The 18,997-nt window shown below is 49.6% G+C and carries 17 protein-coding genes; 4 read left to right on the forward strand and 13 right to left on the reverse strand.

The window, feature by feature from the left end:
* Positions 1 to 286 precede the first annotated feature (286 nt).
* The 7 genes from ACJJIN_RS21555 to ACJJIN_RS21585 form a co-directional block, all read right to left on the reverse strand.
* A complete protein-coding gene (locus ACJJIN_RS21555; protein WP_444896140.1) occupies positions 287 to 1,306 on the reverse strand; it encodes a hypothetical protein in 1,020 nt (339 codons plus the stop codon).
* A gap of 448 nt (positions 1,307 to 1,754) precedes the next feature.
* Complete coding sequence (locus tag ACJJIN_RS21560) at positions 1,755 to 2,777, reverse strand: hypothetical protein (protein WP_444896141.1); 1,023 nt, start codon at positions 2,775 to 2,777, stop codon at positions 1,755 to 1,757.
* A gap of 467 nt (positions 2,778 to 3,244) precedes the next feature.
* Positions 3,245 to 3,787, reverse strand: coding sequence for a hypothetical protein (locus ACJJIN_RS21565; RefSeq protein ID WP_444896142.1), 543 nt, complete (start codon positions 3,785 to 3,787; stop codon positions 3,245 to 3,247).
* 59 nt (positions 3,788 to 3,846) lie between these two features.
* Positions 3,847 to 4,719, reverse strand: a complete 873-nt coding sequence (locus tag ACJJIN_RS21570) for a CsgG/HfaB family protein (RefSeq protein WP_413663259.1) — start codon at positions 4,717 to 4,719, stop codon at positions 3,847 to 3,849.
* A gap of 32 nt (positions 4,720 to 4,751) precedes the next feature.
* Positions 4,752 to 5,171: a curli assembly protein CsgF gene (locus ACJJIN_RS21575; RefSeq protein ID WP_413663258.1), complete on the reverse strand. Its 420-nt coding sequence runs from the start codon at positions 5,169 to 5,171 to the stop codon at positions 4,752 to 4,754.
* A complete protein-coding gene (locus ACJJIN_RS21580; protein ID WP_413663257.1) occupies positions 5,171 to 5,599 on the reverse strand; it encodes a CsgE family curli-type amyloid fiber assembly protein in 429 nt (142 codons plus the stop codon). Before ACJJIN_RS21580 ends, ACJJIN_RS21575 begins: the two co-directional genes overlap by 1 nt.
* Positions 5,596 to 6,027: a response regulator transcription factor gene (locus ACJJIN_RS21585; protein WP_282931332.1), complete on the reverse strand. Its 432-nt coding sequence runs from the start codon at positions 6,025 to 6,027 to the stop codon at positions 5,596 to 5,598. The genes ACJJIN_RS21580 and ACJJIN_RS21585 overlap by 4 nt, the downstream gene beginning before the upstream one ends.
* Before the next feature lie 868 nt (positions 6,028 to 6,895).
* On the opposite strand from ACJJIN_RS21585, the gene ACJJIN_RS21590 reads away from it, so the two are divergent.
* The 3 genes from ACJJIN_RS21590 (at position 6,896) to ACJJIN_RS21600 (ending at position 10,247) form a co-directional block, all read left to right on the forward strand.
* Entirely contained in the window at positions 6,896 to 8,332 is a 1,437-nt protein-coding gene (locus tag ACJJIN_RS21590) for a hypothetical protein (protein WP_444896143.1), read from the forward strand.
* Positions 8,333 to 8,495: 163 nt separating this feature from the next.
* Positions 8,496 to 9,287, forward strand: coding sequence for a glycerophosphodiester phosphodiesterase family protein (locus ACJJIN_RS21595; protein WP_444896144.1), 792 nt, complete (start codon positions 8,496 to 8,498; stop codon positions 9,285 to 9,287).
* Positions 9,288 to 9,344: 57 nt separating this feature from the next.
* Positions 9,345 to 10,247: an MBL fold metallo-hydrolase gene (locus tag ACJJIN_RS21600; RefSeq protein ID WP_444896145.1), complete on the forward strand. Its 903-nt coding sequence runs from the start codon at positions 9,345 to 9,347 to the stop codon at positions 10,245 to 10,247.
* A gap of 64 nt (positions 10,248 to 10,311) precedes the next feature.
* On the opposite strand, the gene ACJJIN_RS21605 is transcribed toward ACJJIN_RS21600, so the two are convergent.
* Both ACJJIN_RS21605 and ACJJIN_RS21610 read right to left on the reverse strand, forming a co-directional pair.
* On the reverse strand, positions 10,312 to 13,431 hold the full coding sequence (locus tag ACJJIN_RS21605) for an efflux RND transporter permease subunit (RefSeq protein ID WP_444896146.1): 3,120 nt from the start codon (positions 13,429 to 13,431) through the stop codon (positions 10,312 to 10,314).
* A gap of 119 nt (positions 13,432 to 13,550) precedes the next feature.
* A complete protein-coding gene (locus ACJJIN_RS21610; protein ID WP_444896147.1) occupies positions 13,551 to 14,669 on the reverse strand; it encodes an efflux RND transporter periplasmic adaptor subunit in 1,119 nt (372 codons plus the stop codon).
* A 134-nt stretch (positions 14,670 to 14,803) separates the two neighbouring features.
* Here ACJJIN_RS21610 and ACJJIN_RS21615 point away from each other — a divergent pair, with 134 nt between their 5' ends.
* Positions 14,804 to 15,436: a TetR/AcrR family transcriptional regulator gene (locus ACJJIN_RS21615; protein ID WP_413663250.1), complete on the forward strand. Its 633-nt coding sequence runs from the start codon at positions 14,804 to 14,806 to the stop codon at positions 15,434 to 15,436.
* Here the strand turns inward: ACJJIN_RS21615 and ACJJIN_RS21620 are convergent.
* The 4 genes from ACJJIN_RS21620 to ACJJIN_RS21635 all read right to left on the reverse strand — a co-directional run bounded on the left by ACJJIN_RS21620 (position 15,417) and on the right by ACJJIN_RS21635 (position 18,979).
* On the reverse strand, positions 15,417 to 15,881 hold the full coding sequence (locus ACJJIN_RS21620) for a GFA family protein (protein ID WP_444896148.1): 465 nt from the start codon (positions 15,879 to 15,881) through the stop codon (positions 15,417 to 15,419). The genes ACJJIN_RS21615 and ACJJIN_RS21620 overlap by 20 nt on opposite strands.
* Positions 15,882 to 15,939: 58 nt before the next feature.
* The gene (locus tag ACJJIN_RS21625; protein ID WP_413663248.1) at positions 15,940 to 16,701 is read right to left on the reverse strand and encodes an ABC transporter permease; all 762 of its coding nucleotides are present in this window, start codon (positions 16,699 to 16,701) and stop codon (positions 15,940 to 15,942) included.
* Positions 16,698 to 17,663, reverse strand: coding sequence for an ABC transporter ATP-binding protein (locus ACJJIN_RS21630; RefSeq protein ID WP_444896149.1), 966 nt, complete (start codon positions 17,661 to 17,663; stop codon positions 16,698 to 16,700). The genes ACJJIN_RS21625 and ACJJIN_RS21630 overlap by 4 nt, the downstream gene beginning before the upstream one ends.
* Before the next feature lie 92 nt (positions 17,664 to 17,755).
* Positions 17,756 to 18,979: an MFS transporter gene (locus ACJJIN_RS21635; protein ID WP_444896150.1), complete on the reverse strand. Its 1,224-nt coding sequence runs from the start codon at positions 18,977 to 18,979 to the stop codon at positions 17,756 to 17,758.
* Positions 18,980 to 18,997: the final 18 nt, after the last annotated feature.

The following is an 18,997-nucleotide window of genomic DNA, read 5'->3' on the forward strand; positions in this document are numbered from 1 at the left end:
CCTAATCAGGGTTGCTTAAAAATAAATCCCATATTATTACTGTTTTGGGTAGTATTAAATGTGTAGGGGTCTCCAATTTTAATTTTGGCAGCTGGATTTTTCGCAGCAATGAGATCGCCCTGGTCTACTGTAGCGTGCCATTTTTGGTAAGCTGAGTCGGGAGAGGTTTGGATTTTGTGGGGCTGATTCTACGTGTATATAGGGGTTAATACTTGTTTAGCACAATATAAACCGATAAATTTTTTCAGATAAAAAGGCCGGCTTTAAAAGTCGGCCTTAATTTTGGCTACTGAATAATAATTGCCATGTTGAAATCACCTACTTGAGCAGGCGCTGCTGCATTAAGATCCGTAGACTGAGTAACGGTAATTGTATTGAAGTTGCCAAGTTGTGATGCCGTAGTGGTGTTAAAGTCACCAGGCTGCGTCACAGTTAAGTTATTGAACGTGCCGTCCTGGGCTGCTGATGAAAAGTTATCGAAACCTACCTGCGTAACAACAGCTACGTTAGACGTCCCTACCTGTGCGGTGACAGCCCAGTGATCACCACCACTTTGATTGTGTACCAAAGTCTGGCCAGTACCGCTCTGGAAACCTTCACTATAATTGCCGTCGTCAGATTGGCTGAAGAAGATGGTGTTGAAAGAGCCATCCTGGAAGGAGAGTGTTGTACTGTTACTGGCCAAGACTTGCTGATGGGCGACTACATTGGTGTCTCCCGCTTGAATCATCGTCATGCTACTTGATGTGGTGCCACTTTGTGTCGCTGAAGCAGTGCCATTAGTACCTGTTTGACTAATAACCGCTGAGTTTAATGATGTAGCGGTTTGTATGCCTGCAGCAACATTACCATCACCGGACTGATTAATGACTAGAGTATCATTTGCACTAGTGGTCTGAGCGGTAGTTGCAAGTTGTGATCCACCACTTTGGGTAATAGTTGCAACACTGGTGTCTACAAAACTCTGGACCGTTGTAGCAATCTGTCCATCATCTATTTGCGTGATAGTAGCGACAGGAACATTAGAATCATTTTGAAAAGACTCCGCAAAGTTCAAGTCTCCTACTTGAGTTTGAGTAATTACTCCTAAGTTATTACTACTGGTTTGCTCTGCGTAAACCTCATTGTTGTCACCAGTTTGAGTCTGGGTGATCAGGTTATTAGTTACCGTCGGATCACTCTGATCAGCGGTTGCCATGTTACCAGTACCGTTCTGATTGAGAATGGCGGTATTGTTCGATGCGAAGGCTCCGGTGCTGGCGATCGCCAGAAGAACACTGGCGGCAATAGGTGTGTACTTGGTCATCTGTAACTCCATATAGATGTCAAATATCGCTGTACAGCTTTTACAAACAAAAAGAAAACAGCATCATTTGATATTGGAAGAGTCTCATCCTCAGGCATATTACAACCGTGCCAGAAGTATGTGAGGAAACTGGGATGAACCCGACTGCTTAATAACCTTCACATTCCTTGTGAAACCTAGCAATACCATTTAAACAGCAGCTTGATGCTGATTAGAGTTTTGTCGTCTTCTGGAGTTACAGCCATAGGACGGAAGTGCCGAAACCTTAGGAATAAAGTTCTTTTTTGAACTAGCTATGGCAAATAATGCCAGCTGATTTGGGGGGTGGCATTAAATGCATGAAATGGTTGTTTCATGGGAATTTAGGGCTAGTAATAATAATTGAAGCTTGCACTTAGCCCACCAAGTTGAAAATAGGCCGGCCAATTAAGCCGGCCTACCCCCTTTACTATTGAATGATAATTGCCATGTTGAAATCACCTACCTGTGTAGGTGTAGCCATGTTGGTATCGGTTGCCTGAGTTACGGCAATAACGTTGTTATTACCGGTCTGCGAGGCGACAGTGGTATTGAAATCTCCTGGCTGGGTAACGGTCAAGCTATTGAACGTTCCATCCTGGTAGCCTTCAGAATAGTTATCAAAGCCTGTCTGGGAGATCACGCCAATATTGGTGGTGCCCACTTGCTCAGTATAAGCCCAGTGATCATCTCCAACTTGAATGTGAGTCAAGCCCTGAGTAGTACCATTTTGGAAGCCCTCGCTGTAGTTCCCATCACCTGCTGTCTGTGATGTAGTGAATGTGTTGGAAGTGCCATCCTGGAAGGAAACAGAGGTACTGTTGGTGGCCAAAGTTTGAATGTGTATTACAGAGTTTGTGGTACCTGCCTGGGTAGCGTTAACAGTGCTCGAGGTACTGGAAGTTTGAGTAGAAGTTGCAGTATTGGTGGTTCCTGTTTGGGTTAAGAGTGCGGTGTTAAATGAACCGTTAGTTTGGATAACATTACCTACATTGCCGTCGCCAGACTGAGTCACTACAGCATTATCATTTGTACTGGAAACTTGAGTTACTGCTGCTACTTGCGGACTACCACTTTGGGTGACAGTAGCAACGCTGGTATCTACAAAACTTTGTGTAGTTGTTGCAAAGTGACCGTCGTTGATTTGGGTGATAGTAACAATCGCAGTGCTGGAATCATTCTGGAAGGACTCTGCGTCATTCATATCTCCGACTTGAGTTTGGGTAATTACACCGGAATCATTAAAGCTGGTTTGCTCTGCATAAACTACGTTGTTGTCACCAGTTTGGTTTTGTGTGATCAGGTTGTTGGATACAGTGGCATCACTCTGATCAGCCGTGGCCATATTGCCAGTGCCATTTTGGTTGAGAATGGCGGTATTGTTGGTAGCTAAGGCTCCGGTACTGGCGATCGCCAGAAGAACACTGGCGGCAATAGGTGTGTACTTAGTCATCAGTAACTCCATAGGGATGTCAAATATAGCTGTACAGCTTTTTACAAATAAAAGAATTCAGCACCATTAGATATTGGGAGTGTTTTGTCTCAGGACACGATACGGCTGTGTCAGGCGTATGTGAGTTATCTGGAGTGAAACCGACTGCTTCTAACCTTCACATTCCTTGTGAAACATCTAGCAATATCATTTTTAACAGCAGCTTGATGCTGAATAGAGTTTTGTCGTCTTTGGAGGTTGTGGCTATAGGGCAGAAGTCTTGAAACTTTAGGAAGAAAGTTCTTTTTTTAAGGCGGGGTGATAAAGCTTGTCAGAAAATTCTTTTATACGGCGCGAGGTTCAAATAATCACATTTCTGATAAATTTTTTAAGTTGCTGTAATCATTATTGTCACTTAATAAGCTTACATGAATTGAAGTAAAGAAGTCCAATCAGATGAAGGGAAACCAGAGAAGTATTATTAGTTATTAGTCATATTGGCTAATATACGTTGTTGTAGCGGTTCCGGTAACAGTGACCGAGGTGTGAAGGCCATTCCCACTTTGGTAAATATTGACGTTATGAAAGCTGCCAATCTCTTCCACATGGGCACTATTTTGTATTCCAAATTGGGATATGCCCGCAGTATTGCCAACTCCATACTGGTCGATATCTATAAAATTCTCAAAACCTATTTGTATCAACATTGAATAGTTGTAATTCCCGACCTGACTCGATGTGACAATATTATCCTCACCAGATTGGGTGACCGATAAACTATTTCTATTGCCGTCCTGGTGAGCAGAAGTGTAGTTGTTACTACCTGATTGGCGGGTATGTATGTTGTTGTTTCCACCTTCCTGGTTGATAACGGTTAAATTTGTGACGGAGTAAAGGTTGGCTGCGCTTAATTCGCTCGCAACAGCCAATTCACTACTGGAATCCAAGTCTGAGCAATGGCCTAAACCCGGAAGGTTAACAACAGCCATTGCTAGGGTGGCAGAAAAAATAATTCTGAATTTATGGTACATCTTTCCAAGTATCCCAATTTTAAGCCGGGCTTAAAAATCTAATTTGTCAGTCATTGATTCTACATAATGACAGTGCTGTCATTGAGGTAGTACTGCAATATCGGATTTTCAATCTCATCCGGATTGGCAAGTGCCCAAGAGTTGTGCACGATGCCTTCACTGATCAAATGAATCACAGCAGATTCCATCGCTGAAAGCATAGCAAGCTGTGCGGGTTCGTTATAAGTAGTACCAGCTTCTAATTCCAACAGGCGCCGATATTTTACGTAGCGAAATACATCGGCACTGATTGCCTTGGAGTAGACAGTTTTAGAAGTCAATACAGAGTGGAGCACCCGTCCGGAACGAATGTCTATGGCCCGCAAATTCACTGTTACCTGATCCACGCGATACTGCTCATCTGCGCCAATACCAAAGTAGCGAGCACCTGCACCACCGGTTTGAATATTTTGGTCGTAGGCAACGATACCGCCTTCTAATAAGACATTTGCAGCCACAAGTGTGGGAAGTGGCACACTGTTATTGACGGGAATATCCGGCTTGGTTAATCCTGCACGGATAATCTTCCGCTCTGTCAGCAGATTTTGCAGCCCTTCACGTTCCAACGGGATAAACCAGCCGGACTCATTGAGTACGTCCATCAGCATGGCCGCGCCACCTTGGGTGACTGCGGTAGAGAAACTGCTGTTTGGTGCGGGTTTGTACTGGCCAGTCTGATCGCGGAAACCGTATACCGCCACCAATATTTTACCCTTCGGTTGCGGAAGGTTGATCAGGTCCCGATAGGTGTTTTTCCTCGGGGTGAGCATTGCATCTGTGATGCCCGGACCAAAAAGTGCATCGCCCACATCTTTGACCGCGGAACAACTACTTAGCGTCATTAATGTCGCTACGATGGGCAAAGCTATCACTTTTTTTATTGCATTACGCATTGCCAAAGAATCCTTTGAAATTTAAACGTTCGTTAGTTTGTCGGGTTTAGCCCGCTTACAACGATTTCGCTTTTATCTCCGGTACTGCGGTCGGTGATAAGTACTGTCAGGACACCATCGTTATCAACGATTTGTACGATAAAGTCGTCTGTAATCAGTTCTCCACTATTACCATCACCAACATCGGTTAGAAGTTGGTTTAGCAGGCGGGTTTCCAGCGAGTCGCTGAACCTATCCAGAGCACTGGGTTGTTCATAGAGGCTGTCTGGTTTATCCGGATCTTCGTGAGTATCTTGTGACTGCGCATTTTGCAGAAGGTAAGTACCATTGAGTGGGTTGCCACCAAAATTGGGGTTTACCGGTTCATAGATTAATTCGGTGGCCGAGACGTGATGATATGAGAACGCCGCCAGAGAAAAAAAAGCGGTACCCAGTAATGATTTGATCTTCATTAGAATTCATCCTTACCCAAATCAAAGGTGTCTGTGAGTGAGCTGCGAACACGCGCTTGCAGTACTTCCTGGTGAATATATTGCGCGGCCTCATCGGCCAAGCGATGAATATTATTGGTGCTTGGACTGATAAAACGCCTGAAAACAATTTTGTCGTTATAGGTAACCCAGATGAGATTTCCCCAACGTGCTGAGGGTCTTTCGTAAATAGTTAAGTTGTAAGTGGCATCTGGATAATTAAGGTTTCTGTATTCGCTCATATAGCGGGCAAAATCGTGCCCGGTACGGGTTATTGTTCGATCAATATTGAATCCACTGATTTCGTCTTCGAGTTTTCCAGAATCGGTATCTGCTGGAGGGACCTCTGTGTCATCCTGGCCAAAGGCCAAGGATGCACACAGTGTCAACATCAACAGGGTTAGTCTCATATCCTCTCTTCCTGGAGATTGAGCTTGGCCCAATTACTGGCCTGCAGCCGGTTTTTAACTCCAATTTTTCGGAAAATGTTATACATGTGATTTTTCACAGTGTGTTCGCTAAGGTGCAATTTTGTTGCGATCACACTGTTAGGTTCACCGGTAGTGAGTTGTCCGAGTATTTCCTGTTCCCTGCGGGTAAGAGGGAGGGAGTTTTGTGGGCTGATATGTTGTCGCCCCTCGGCACTGTGAATCGCGGTATCCAATTTGTGAATAAGGTTTTCCTGACTGGTATTGCTATCACAAAGTAGGTGAAAACCTTTCTGGCGTAACTTTTCCGATATATGAATGGGTAGGTTGGCTGGGAGATTAATCAGTAAAGCTTTTGCATGACTAATCTTCTTTAGGTCTGAAAGAAACTGCTTTGAGTCAGAACTCACACCAATTTGCCAACAATCTATCACGATAGCCTGATAATGCTGCAGGCAGTTTTTTTGTTTTCCAATGCTAGATTTTTCCCAGGGTATGGGAATAGCTTGCGAAAACAGTGAAAATAATAGATCGCCTTGAAGGCCGGAGTTGCTAAAAAAAAGAACCGGCATATACCTCGTACCTCTCCTTGATACAGATAGATCTCTCTTAAAATAAGAGTTTGACCTTCCATCGACTCCTGTCGTTTAGGTTCCCAAAATTACCCCACGTTATCTGCCATGACGACGTGGGAGTCAGCGTAAAATTGTTTCTGCCGTGTTAGGGAAAAACACTCACTCAATGAGAATTTAGTTTGGAGTGTAGACGTAGGAGGGGTAAGGCTTAGGAAAAAATGTGCCTTATTTATGGAGGTTGAATATTTTTGGTTTGGTTTGGATGTGGTTTTTAAGTTTGGAAATGTATTGTTTTTCTCAGTCAAAGTTTTGAAAGGTATGCGTGCAATTTATTTTTTTGGCATTTTGTGTCTCGCATATGGTGCTGTTTTTTTCTTTGGCAACTATTGTGCTTTATTGTTGATTTTCTCTACTAGATGTAGACGTTTATTTTTTTAATTTCTAACGGGATAAACTTAAATTGATGTAAAAGAACAACTGTTTTCAGGTAACTTAATGATGTCACCTGTATGGTTCCGTATTGTTGGGTCGCCTTAACGGCCCTGCGTCTATATCAGCTTTCCCAGTGTTTCCAATATTAGGGCCTGTTCCTAGTGGCAAAGCTGTCGTCATACTCCTGTACAAATTGTGAACTTTTGGGCGAATGTGCTGTCCGCAGCTGTTAGGATAGAGGCCAATTGGGCTGATAATGAAGGGGGGAGAGATGAGTCAACTAATGCAAAGTTTACCACTTTGGCTTTGGGGCATCCTGGGATTGATTGTTTTGTTCCTGGCCCGTGAGCCTGTGCATCGCGCCGTATATGCAATAGCGCGTCTGGGCCATCGGGCGTTGCGCTTTGTGGCGAGCAATATTGATTCCGCAGAACAAAGACTGGTAGAGCGCAATCGAGAAGTACTTTTTGCCGAAGGCAGGGACACGGCAGAGCGCCAGATTGAAAGAGAATTTGAACGTATTGAGCAAACCGTACATCGGGATTTGGCACTGTATCCAACCTTACATAGAAAGCTCTGTGAACAACTCAGCAGCTTGGATGAAGACTATGTACGCAGTGCTGAAATAGCACCGGAACCGTCAAACTGGGCCAGGGCTATTCGAGCTGTTTCGGAAATTCCTGGCAAAGAGGACCCTGTGGTAGCAGATGTTCTCGATACTATTAATCAGTCTATGCGCAAGGCCGAGTCCAAAGCTCTGGAGTCCTATCGTGAGTCCACCCGAGAGAGGCATCAATTACTAAAACGTATGCTGCCCAGTTGGCGTGCAATGCTTTCGACATTGGGACGTATTAACAAAAATGTAGAATCGGTTATTCGGCGGGCCAAAGCGCTGGATGGCCATATGGAGCGCTACGAAGAGATTTTACAGGAAACGGATAAAAGCCTTCACTTGCTGTCTTCATCCTCTTTCAGCCGCTTTCTGACAGCTTCTCTGGTATTAGTGGTTGCTTTAGCTGGCGCTATGGTGAATTTTCAGTTACTGGCACAGCCTATGGCGGCAGTACTGGGCGCTGAAGCTTCACTTGGCAGTTATAGTCTCGCCAGTATTTCAGCCGCAGTGGTTATCTTTTTGCAGATCACTGTCGGATTGTTGATTATGGAATGCTTGCAGGTTACTCGAATGTTTCCTGCGGTAGGTTCCCTCGGTGAGAGTACGCGCAGGTTATTGCTGGGAGTGGCTTTGGCACTCTTATTGGTTTTGGCTGTAGTCGGTGGAAACCTGGCTTTCTCACGTGAGTTGATTCTGCAACAGCAGTTATTAGGTTCTGAGCAGCTTTGGCCAATTCCTCTGGCACAGATGGGACTTGGGTTTGTGCTTCCCTTGATTCTGGCTTTTCTGGCAATTCCTTTGGAGCAGTTTATCCGTTCAGCGCGAACGGTGATTGGTATTGGGGTGGGCTTATCCCTGCGAGGAATGACCTTAATACTGCGGTTTTTGGCGATGGCTTCACTGCACTTAGGTGTTTTGGCTAATCGTTTTTACGACATCGTTATTTTTGTTCCCCTCTGGTTACAGGCTTTATATGTCCGTCAGAAACAGGGAGCTGGCAGTGAGGCTAAAGAACCGGCGGGGAAAGAAGAGCCCAAAAAGAATACCGTGCTTGCTGACACTGATTCTGTTGCCAAATTAGCGGAAGAGGCGTAATCGAAGCTAACACTATCCAGCTTGAAAACTGACAAAATAATAAGTGTGGTGAAGCATGTTTTGGTTGTCGTTCTTTTTAATTGCCCTAGTCGTCTTATTTCTTTATGCCCGGTCTGCACCGGGCAAACCTTGCGCCCTGTGGTTTCCTCAGGGGGAGGGGCCGATGGTGATCGCACATGGTAATGACTGCGGCAATGGTCTCTACCCAGGAAACACGGCGATTTACCTTGAAAAAATGGTGCAACTGGGCGTGGATGCTATTGAAGTGGATCTGTGGCTCACTGCCGATGGCCATTTAGTGTTGATTCACGACAGGGAGCTGGAAATGTTCTCTGATGGTGCGGGGCTTGTAGAGGATAAAACCTTAGAGCAGCTGCGTCAGTTAAATGTTGCCTATCTCTGGACTCGGGATGGAGAGCATTACCCCTATAGAGAAAAGCCCCTGCGAGTGTTGACTCTGGAAGAGGCGATGGCAATGGTAGGGGATATGCCTATGATACTGGAGATTAAAAGCCGCCAGTATCGCGCTGCAAAAGTGTTGAAGGATGTGCTGGCAAAGTGTGGAAAAGGTGAGCAAGTCGTCGTTTCCTCATTTCACCAAGGGGTGATTAATGAGTTTCGTCGTCTCTGTCCGCAAGTAGCGACGGGCACGCCTACCGTAGAGGCGGTGGTATTTTATATTGCACAGTTACTCCGAGCAGAGAAACTGCTGCGTCCAAGCTATAGCGCGATGCAGCTACCGATGGAGCAAAAAGGTATTCCCGTAGTTACTGAAAGTATGGTGCGCGCCGCTAATAAGAAGAAAGTCCACTTGGCGGTATGGACCGTGAATGGTATGGAGAATTACCGGCGCTATATTGATCTGGGCGTACACGGCATTGTGACTGACCGACCGGATCTGCTGTTGGAGATGTTGGCGCAGCAGCGAGAAACTTTATTGAAGCAGGCAGCCTGAGCTAAATAATCAGTTGCCGATGATATTGGAAAGAAATAATAACAGCTGGGAGTTTTTATGAAGAACTTGGTAGGTTCCGTCGCCCTGGCGGTTTCTGTATTGGCTGCATCTTTTACTTCTGCGCAGGATCGGTTTGCCAATGTGGAAATTAGCAGTGAAGCTGTGTCTGGCAATGTTTATATGCTCAAAGGGGCTGGGGGCAATATTGCAGTACTGGTGGGAGAGGACGGCACCTTTATGGTGGATGACCAATACGCGCCTTTGACCGCAAAAATTCAACAGGCAGTAGCTGAGTTAGCCAAGCAACCTTTGCGCTTCGTCATTAATACCCACTGGCATGGAGATCATACCGGCGGTAACGAAAACCTGGGTAAAAGCGGCGCCCTGATTGTGGCCCACGAGAATGTGCGCAAACGGGTAAGTACCGAGCAGTTTATTGAGGCGTTTAAGCGCAAGGTTGAGCCGTCTCCTCCAGAAGCATTACCGGTGATTACCTTTACCGACGCCACTACCTTTTACTGGAATGGCGATAGGGTAAAGGTCCAGCATGTGGGGCCCGCCCACACGGATGGTGACTCCATCGTGCATTTTGCCGAAGCCGATGTGATTCATATGGGGGATATTTATTTTAACGGTAACTATCCCTTTATCGATCTCTCTTCCGGCGGCTCGGTGGATGGCATGATCGCAGCTATGGACACGGCTTTGGCGATGGCGGGGGAAGATACCAAAATTATTCCCGGTCACGGTCCTCTCAGTAATCGGGCAGAACTGCAACAGCAGCGCAATATACTGGCAGGGCTTAGGGACAAAGTGAAAGCGATGGTGGATGAGGGTAAAACCCGGCAGGAAGTGATTTCTGCAAAACCGACTGCGGAATTTGATGCGCAGTATGGCCAGGGTTTTATGACACCGGATATTTGGACCGGGATTGTTTACGACTCCCTGACACAATCTTAGGAAATAAAAAAAGGCGGCGCAGTGAAAGCCTGCGCCGCCTTTTTTGTTGGATTACCCGGTGATTTTAATCTGTAGTGGCATTTGGGGTCATGGGCCCGCCAAATTCAGGGCTATTTTCCACCGCCTCTTCATTGTGTTCTTCCCGCACTCGGAACCAAGCGGCATAGAGTGCTGGCAGGAACAGTAGGGTGAGTCCGGTTGCGACAATCAATCCGCCCATAATGGCGACCGCCATAGGGCCAAAGAAGTCACTGCGGGACAGTGGAATCATCGCCAATACCGCAGTCAGCGCTGTCAAAACAATCGGCCTGAAGCGTCTTACCGTCGACTCGACAATTGCATCCCAGGGGCTGAGGCCCTGGCTGATATCCTGCTGTATCTGGTCCACCAAAATCACCGAGTTACGCATAATCATTCCCGCCAGGGCGATGGTGCCCAGCATGGCGACAAAACCAAAGGGCTTGCCAAACAACAGCAGGAACAGGGTAACGCCGATCAGGCCCAGGGGAGCCGTGAGGAATACCATGGTGGATAGGGACATACTGCGCAATTGCAGCATCAGCAAGGTAAAGACCACGAGCACAAATAGCGGCATACCGGCATTGACCGATTTTTGCCCTCGCGCAGATTCTTCCACGGTACCACCCACTTCCAGCAAGTAGCCCGGCGGTAATTTATCGCGAATGGATTGAAGCTGAGGCCACACGGCATTGACTACGGTCGCCGGTAACTCTTCCCCATAAATATCAGCGCGTACGGTAACGGTGGGTAGGCGATCCCGGTGCCAGATAATACCTTCCTCGAAACCGTACTCCAGGGTGGCAATCTGGTTCAGCGGTACACTGCGGCCACTGTCGGTTTGTACCGCGAGGTTGCCCAACTGGCGCAGGGCATAGCGATCGTCTTCATTACCGCGCACTCGCACGTCGATCAGCTCGTTATCTTCCCGGTATTGGCTCACAGTGATACCGGTCAAGGAGCTTTGCAGAGCCTGGGACAAAGTTGCACTGTTGACACCCATGGCGCGAGCGCGGTCCTGGTCGATATTGAGGTTGATGGATTTACTGGGTTCTTCCCAGTCCAAGTGCACGTTGGTCACTTGTGGATTGTCCCGCAGGCGCTCGGCCACTTCCCGGGCCAGCCCGCGCACTTCACGAATATGTTCGCCGGACAAGCGAAACTGCACCGGGTAACCCACGGGCGGGCCGTTCTCGAGGCGGGACACACGGCTGCGCAGGGTGGGGAACTCCTCATTCATCGTATTGATCAACCAGCTGCGCACTTGCTCGCGTTCTTCGACACTGCGGGTCATCACAACAAACTGGGCGAAACTGGCAGCGGGCAGCTGCTGGTCCAAAGGCAGGTAGAAGCGCGGGGAGCCGGTGCCCACATAGGCCACGTAATTTTCTACCTGATCGTTTTGCGCCAGCAGGGTTTCCAACCTTTTGGCCTGGTGCTCGGTGGATTTCAGCGAGGCACCTTCGGCCAGCTTCAGGTCCACCATCAATTCGAGGCGTCCGGAAGAGGGGAAGAACTGTTGCGGAACCAGTTTGAACAGAGCGAGCGAGCCGACAAAAATTGCCAGGGTGGCTGCGATCACTGTTTTGCGATTGCGCAGGCACCAGGTAATAAAGCGGCGGAAGCGCTGGTAAAAGGGTTTCTGGTAGGGGTCTGCCACTTCACCGCCGTGGCCGTGTCGCGCCAGGTTTGGCAGCAGGTAGTGGCCCAGATAGGGTACAAAGACCACGGCGGCAATCCAGGAAACGATTAGCGACAGGGTGACCACCTGGAAAATAGATCGGGTGTATTCACCGGTGCCGGATTGGGCGGTGGCAATCGGTAAAAAACCGGCGGCGGTAATCAGTGTACCGGTGAGCATGGGAAAAGCGGTGCTGGTCCAGGCGAAGCCGGCGGCTTTTAGCCGGCTGAGCCCCTGCTCCATTTTTATCGCCATCATCTCCACCGCGATAATGGCATCGTCCACCATCAAGCCCAGGGCGAGTACCAGTGCCCCCAGCGAGATCTTGTGCAGTCCGATATTGAAGTAGTGCATCAGCGCGAAGGTCATCGCCAATACCAATGGGATCGACAGCGCCACAATTAATCCCGGGCGGCTGCCGAGGGAGAAAAAACTCACCAGCAGTACGATACCCAGGGCTTCGGCCAGCACTTGCAGGAATTCGCCGACGCCGCGTTTTACTGCCGCCGGTTGGTCGGAGACCTTGCGCAGTTCCATACCTATGGGCAGATCTTCCTGTAGTCGGGCAAAGGTTTCGTCGAGGGCTTTACCCAACTTTAAAATATCTCCCCCTTCCTTCATGGACACGGCGAGGCCGATGGCATCCTCTCCCATAAAGCGCATGCGGGGCTGGGCCGGATCGCTAAAGCCGCGGTGGACCTGGGCGATATCTCCCAGGCGCTGGGTGCGGCCATCTGCGGTAATAGGAAACTGGCGTATTTCATTGACGGAGGTGAATTGTCCGCTCACACGGATGCGCACCCGGTCGCTGACGGTATCCACAAAGCCGCCATCGGTGACCTGGTTTTGCGCTTGCAGGGCGTTTTGAACCGCAGACAGTGGAATGCCCATGGAAGCTAATTTGGTATTGGATATCTCCACCCAAATTTTTTCGTCCTGCAATCCCAGTAACTCGACCTTGCCTACATCCTTAACTCGCTGAAGGGCCAGTTGCAGTCGCTCAGCGTAGTCCTTCATCAGTGCGTAATCGAAGCCACTGCCGGTGAGGGCATAAATATTGCCGAAGGTGGTGCCAAACTCGTCGTTAAAAAATGGGCCCTGGATATCCGGCGGCAGGGTGTGGCGAATATCCCCCACCTTTTTGCGCACTTCATACCAGAGATCGGGAATGTCACGGGAGTGCATATCGTCCCGGGCAACAAACAATACCTGGGATTGCCCCGGACGCGAAAAAGAGGAGATACGCTGGTAATCGCCGGTCTCCAGTAATTTCTTTTCTACCCGTTCGGTAATTTGGCGGGATACATCTTCGGCACTGGCGCCGGGCCAGACGGTGTTGATTACCATCACCTTAAAGGTAAAGGGTGGATCTTCACTTTGCCCCAATTGGGTATAGGAAAAGGTTCCCAGCAGTCCCAGGACGATCATTGCGTAAAGCACCAGCGGGCGGTTTTTTAAGGCCCACTCGGAGAGGTTAAAACCCATGGCAGTTTCTCTGTTTCAAGGGCGGCTCTGCTGTTCGCGGCCGCACTTTGGAAATTGTTATCGAGGCTTTATTGGGAATTAATTTGCGCGGGCAGATTTATTGTTTCCGCGCCTGTAATTTATTCCTGATGGGCGAGAGACGGCCCCTGTTCAATGGGGCGGTTCATACGGTCCACAGGGCGCACCACCATACCTTCCTGTAACAAATGGGTACCTGCGGCGACGATCCAATCGTTGCGTTCCAGTCCGGAAAATACCGAGACAAACTCCTCACCGTAGGGGCCCAGGCTGACCGGGGTTTTATGCAGTGTTTTTGTCTCTGGATTTAATACCCATACAAATGCGGCGCCATCGTCGGCACTGACTGCTGACATCGGAACTTGCAGTACATCAGTTTTTTCCGCCCTGGGGACAAATGCCCGTGCACTCTGGCCGATTTCTACACCGCTCACTTTATTTTCGAAAGCGACCCTGGCTTCAAAGGTGCGGGATATGGGATCGGCTGCCGGCGATAGTTCGCGGATGCGTGCGGGGAAAGATTGGCCCGGTTGGGACCAGAGTTCGACAGTTAGCGGTTGGCCCACTTTAAAGCGGCTGATGGATTGTTCCGGCAGGTCGATACGCACTTCCCGTTCACCATCGGCTGCCAGCTCAAAAATGCCTTGTCCTGCGGCAACGACCTGGCCGGCCTCGGCCATGCGGCGGGCGATCACGCCACTTTCCGGCGCCTTGAGTACGGCGTAGGCAGCCTGGTTGCGGGCAACATCCAGCTGTGCCTTGGCCTGCTGTAGTCGCGCTTCGCTGGCTTCGAATTGGGTTTCTACGGTATCGAATTGGGAGAGGCTCACCAGCTGCTTTTCCAATAGCTTGCGGTGGCGCGAGAGTTCACTGCTAGCCAGGCGCTGGTCTGCCTCGGCGGAAGTATGGCTGGCGCGAGCTGAATCCAGTTGTAGCAGCAGGTCTTCAGTGTCCAGTTCCGCCAGGGGCTGGCCCTGTTCCACACGGTCGCCGACATTTACCAGGCGCCGCTGGATTTTCCCGCCGATACGGAAGGCCAGTGCCGGCTCGAAGCGGGCTCTTACCTCACCGGGATACACATCGGTTTGGGCGCTGGCCAGGGTGGGGCGCACCATAACGGCGGGGCGCGGTTTGGTTTCTTGTTCCTGGGATTCAGAGGGGGCACAAGCGCTCAGCAAAAGGCTGAGTGAGAGCGCAGCGAGGATTAGCATTCGGTACATATTGGCTTCCTTCCCCGGCGCTGGCGCGTCGAGGCAGATCCGTGACTGGGTCAAGCATGGCCGGGCGGCCATCAATGTTATACTGGCGAGTATAGTATATTTAATGAACTAACGAGTCTAGTATATGGAGAGCTATGTCTGAGCAGACCCAGACGGCCGCCCAGCGCGGTCGCCCCAAGGATCCGGTGAAACGCCAAGCCATTCTGGATGCCGCCCGGGACCTGTTTTTATCCCACGGTTTTGCCGCTACCAGCGTGGATGCGGTGGCCTCGGCTGCGGGAGTATCCAAACTTACGGTCTACAGCCACTTCTCCGATAAGGAGACGCTCTTTAGCGCCGCTATTGCCTCTCGCTGCGAAATGATGATGCCCCTGCCCATCTTTGCTTTAGAAGAGGGGGAATCGGTAGAGCAGGTCCTGGAGCGTATTGGCGACGCTTTTATGGGGATGGTGGAGAGCGAGGATAGCGTGCGTCTGTTACGCCTTTTGTGTGCCCTGGCATCCCAGGAGTCGGAAATGGCCCAGCTATTTTTTGACGCAGGTCCCCAGCGGATTTTGGGGGAGATAGAGCAGCTACTGCGCAGAGCCAATCAGTTACAGATGTTGAAGGTGGATAATCCCGCCGTAGCGGCGGAAGACTTTATCGGTTTGTTGCTGGGTTGCCACCATATGCAGGTCTTGATCGGTTGCCGACAAATGTCGACACAGGAAGAGCGCCGTGAGCGCGTACAAAAGGCGGTGAGAACCTTTATGTGTGCCCACCACTAGCGCCGGAATTATTGCCTGTATTCTTGGGCTGCTCCGCCATCGCGGGGCACAGGATAATATCACTGGCGACCTGGAGCCACTCAGGTTTGTTGCGGCTGTAAACATAGCGCTCGGGATAAATAAATTCCGGTGCATCAAAGGCGCCGCCGCCAAAGCCCCGATATTCGGGTAGGAATTCCAGTGTCCAGGTGAGCGTGCTGCCGCAATCGGGGCAGAACTGGCTCTTTATCCAGCGACCGGCACCGGAGTAAAGAGTGTGGGTTTGCAAATGGCCCTGAAGAAAGGCTATTTGTTTCTTTTTGAAGTAGACCGATAAGCCGATGGGGCTACCGCTGCGCTTTCTACACCACTGACAAGAGCACAGGCTGACCCGGCTAGGGGAGCCGAGGGCGCGAAAGCGCAGTTGCCCGCAAACGCAGCCCCCTTCATGATATTCCTCCACCATGCTAAGTCCACCGCTGTACCGCCTTTACTAAGGTTGGCACAGCGGCGTGGGGGAGGAATCAGGTTTTGATGCGGTATCCGGTGCGGAAAATCCACCAGACGGTGGTGAGACACAGCACCAGAAAGAGCAAGGTCATGCCGATACTCAGCCCCAGGTTAACATCGGCTACGCCGTAAAAAGCCCAGCGGAAGCCGCTGATCAAATAAACTACCGGGTTGAACAAGGTAATTTTTTGCCACATTTCCGGCAGCATACTGATCGAATAAAATGCACCGCCGAGAAAAGTGAGAGGCGTTATAATCATCAGCGGAATAACTTGCAGCTTCTGAAAGTCATCGGCCCAAACTCCGATAATAAATCCAAACAGGCTAAAAGTGACGGCAGTCAGCGCGAGGAATGTCAGCATCCACCAGGGGTGTACAATTTCGTAATCCACAAAAAAGCGAGCGGTCAGTAATATCAACAGCCCCAACAAAATGGACTTTGTCGCTGCGGCACCCACATATCCGGTGACGATTTCGAAGGAGGATATGGGAGCGGACAGTACTTCATAAATGGTGCCGGAAAACTTAGGGAAAAATATTCCGAAAGAGGCGTTGGAAATACTCTCGCTGAGCAGCGCCAGCATTACCAATCCTGGAATAATAAAGGCCCCATAGCTGACCCCGTCGATATCCCCCATACGCGATCCAATCGCCGCACCAAACACAATAAAATAGAGAGATGTGGAGAGCACCGGTGAGGCGATGCTCTGCATCAGGGTGCGCCAGGTGCGGGCCATCTCAAACTTATAGATGGCGCCAATTCCATACCAATTCATGCCTGTGCCTCCTTACTGAGCTGCTCTTCCCGTTCAAGGCGGGCACCGTGAACCAAGTTGACGAAAATTTCCTCCAGGGAGCTTTCCCGGGTGTGTAAATCGCGGAATTCAATATTGGCGGCATTTAAACGGCGCAGAAATTCCGCAAGACCAGTGTCTTCGCTTTTGATATCAAAGCGATAAACCAGCTGGCTGCCATCGCTGCTGAGACTGAGTGGCAGGTCAGCGAGACTCTCTGGAATTTGTTGCAGTGGTGTGGGCAGTTGCAGGCTGAGTTCTTTCTCCCCCATTTTCTTCATCAGTGCATTTTTCTCCTCAACCAGAACCAGTTGGCCGCGATTGATAACACCGACACGATCGGCCATTTCCTCGGCCTCTTCGATATAGTGGGTGGTGAGGATAACGGTTACTCCCGACTCTTTCAGTTCGCGCACCATTTGCCACATATCCTGGCGTAGCTCCACATCGACCCCGGCGGTGGGTTCGTCGAGGAAGAGCACATTGGGCTCGTGGGATAGCGCTTTGGCGATCATCAGGCGGCGCTTCATTCCTCCTGAAAGCGTAATAATTTTGTTATCTTTTTTCTCCCATAGGGATAGCTGCCGTAGAATTTTCTCCAGATAGGCGGGATTGGGAGCCTTGCCGAATAGACCGCGGCTGAATTTCACTGCCGCCCAAACGGTTTCAAAGGCATCGGTGGATATCTCCTGGGGCACCAGACCAATCTCATTGCGGGCATTGCGATAGTCCCGCTGAATATTGTAACCATTGACAGTGACCTCACCGCGGCTCGGATTTACGATGCCGCAGATAATGCTGATCATGGTTGTCTTGCCCGCGCCATTGGGGCCGAGCAAGGCAAAGAGTTCTCCCCGCTGAATTTCCAGGTCGATATTCTTCAGGGCGGTAAACCCCTCGGCATAGGTTTTTCCCAAGCCTTTGATGGAAATAATCGATTCCACTTTTTCTCCTTGCCAAAATTACCGTACGGCTTTGGCTGTGTGTTGTCAGGTGGATTTATCGGGCAGAAAGGAGGAATACCTTTCCTTTCGGATCAGTTTCCCGATCCCAGCCCGGAAGTATATGCCAATGAGAATTCTTTTTTAATTTTAATGATGTATATCAAAGCCGCGCTGGAGGCGGAGATCATCAAAATTAAAGCCATGGATGAGAATGCACTGGAATATCCCATTTTATCAATCCAGGGCTGGCTGATGAAAGGCGAAATAAATTGCCCAAGAAAAATTCCAGTCGTCAGAAATCCCGCAGTTTTCCCTCTTTTTGACTCTGGAGCAGACTCGAGAGCCGTAGAAAAGATATGTGGTATCAGGGTACCCATTCCAAGTCCGTAGAGGGCAATAAAAGCAACTATTTCTGTCAGGTTTTGAGCGCCGGCGAGCAGCCCAAAGCTGGCGGCCATAATAGTAAAGCTTGCGATAAAAACGCCGAGCACTCCCAGTCGATTCCGGGCTCGCCGGTAAATCAATAATGAGGCGATGGCTCCCATAACATTACTGGAGGCGATAGCCATAGCAATAAGGCTGGGTGAAGAAATTTCTATCTTGCGCAAGTAAAAAGGGATCTGAGTTGGAATCAGGGTAAAAGCCAGGCTATTTAAAGTTGCCGCCGCCAGTAGTGCATAAAATGCAAGCGGGTTATCCTGCTTTTCTTTTTTGGGGTCTCTGTGCTTGAAAGGCCTTACTCGCATGGGCTCCCAAAGGAAAATTTTAACTGCTGGAACTAGTAGTAAGGCCAACAAGTAAATTGCGAAGGGGGCGCGCCAATGTAAGCTGGCCAGTAGTCCGCCCAGGGTTAGAAATACGACCCCACCGATACTGATAAAAGTACTCTGCTGGCTCAAATAAGTTAGGCGTTGCTCCCGGCTGAAATAATCCCCCACCAGGGCTGTTACCGAGGTCATTGTTCCGGCCACGGCAACTCCCAATAGTAAGCGGCTAGTCAGGATACCTGCGAGACTATCCTGAAATAGGGCTAGTAGACCGGATAGTCCATAGAGTACCAGGGCTGCTTTCAATAATTGCAGGCGGCCATGGCGATCAGCAATCCAGCCTGCTAATGGAGCGCAGAGGGCGATGCTCAAAGCGGGCAGGGTCACTACCAGTCGGCTCCACAAATCACTATTGGGTGTCCCTGAGAAATACTGCTGCAGTGCAGGTAGTGACGGGGCTACAGTGGCCCCCGACATGATAGTGAGTGCTGCCAGGCACAGTAATGTGATACGGCTCTGAGACGGTATCCCGCTGGTCGTGTGCTTCATGATTATTAGTCGCTGCTT

Source organism: Microbulbifer maximicatervae (SeqCode) (assembly GCF_052467505.1).

Coding starts and splice junctions, on each gene's coding strand:
- ACJJIN_RS21555 (WP_444896140.1), bottom strand. CDS start 1,306: ATGACCAAGTACACACCTATTGCCGCCAGTGTTCTTCTGGCGATCGCC.
- ACJJIN_RS21560 (WP_444896141.1), bottom strand. CDS start 2,777: ATGACTAAGTACACACCTATTGCCGCCAGTGTTCTTCTGGCGATCGCC.
- ACJJIN_RS21565 (WP_444896142.1), bottom strand. CDS start 3,787: ATGTACCATAAATTCAGAATTATTTTTTCTGCCACCCTAGCAATGGCT.
- ACJJIN_RS21570 (WP_413663259.1), bottom strand. CDS start 4,719: ATGCGTAATGCAATAAAAAAAGTGATAGCTTTGCCCATCGTAGCGACA.
- ACJJIN_RS21575 (WP_413663258.1), bottom strand. CDS start 5,171: ATGAAGATCAAATCATTACTGGGTACCGCTTTTTTTTCTCTGGCGGCG.
- ACJJIN_RS21580 (WP_413663257.1), bottom strand. CDS start 5,599: ATGAGACTAACCCTGTTGATGTTGACACTGTGTGCATCCTTGGCCTTT.
- ACJJIN_RS21590 (WP_444896143.1), top strand. CDS start 6,896: ATGAGTCAACTAATGCAAAGTTTACCACTTTGGCTTTGGGGCATCCTG.
- ACJJIN_RS21595 (WP_444896144.1), top strand. CDS start 8,496: ATGGTGATCGCACATGGTAATGACTGCGGCAATGGTCTCTACCCAGGA.
- ACJJIN_RS21600 (WP_444896145.1), top strand. CDS start 9,345: ATGAAGAACTTGGTAGGTTCCGTCGCCCTGGCGGTTTCTGTATTGGCT.
- ACJJIN_RS21605 (WP_444896146.1), bottom strand. CDS start 13,431: ATGGGTTTTAACCTCTCCGAGTGGGCCTTAAAAAACCGCCCGCTGGTG.
- ACJJIN_RS21610 (WP_444896147.1), bottom strand. CDS start 14,669: ATGTACCGAATGCTAATCCTCGCTGCGCTCTCACTCAGCCTTTTGCTG.
- ACJJIN_RS21615 (WP_413663250.1), top strand. CDS start 14,804: ATGTCTGAGCAGACCCAGACGGCCGCCCAGCGCGGTCGCCCCAAGGAT.
- ACJJIN_RS21620 (WP_444896148.1), bottom strand. CDS start 15,881: ATGGTGGAGGAATATCATGAAGGGGGCTGCGTTTGCGGGCAACTGCGC.
- ACJJIN_RS21625 (WP_413663248.1), bottom strand. CDS start 16,701: ATGAATTGGTATGGAATTGGCGCCATCTATAAGTTTGAGATGGCCCGC.
- ACJJIN_RS21635 (WP_444896150.1), bottom strand. CDS start 18,979: ATGAAGCACACGACCAGCGGGATACCGTCTCAGAGCCGTATCACATTA.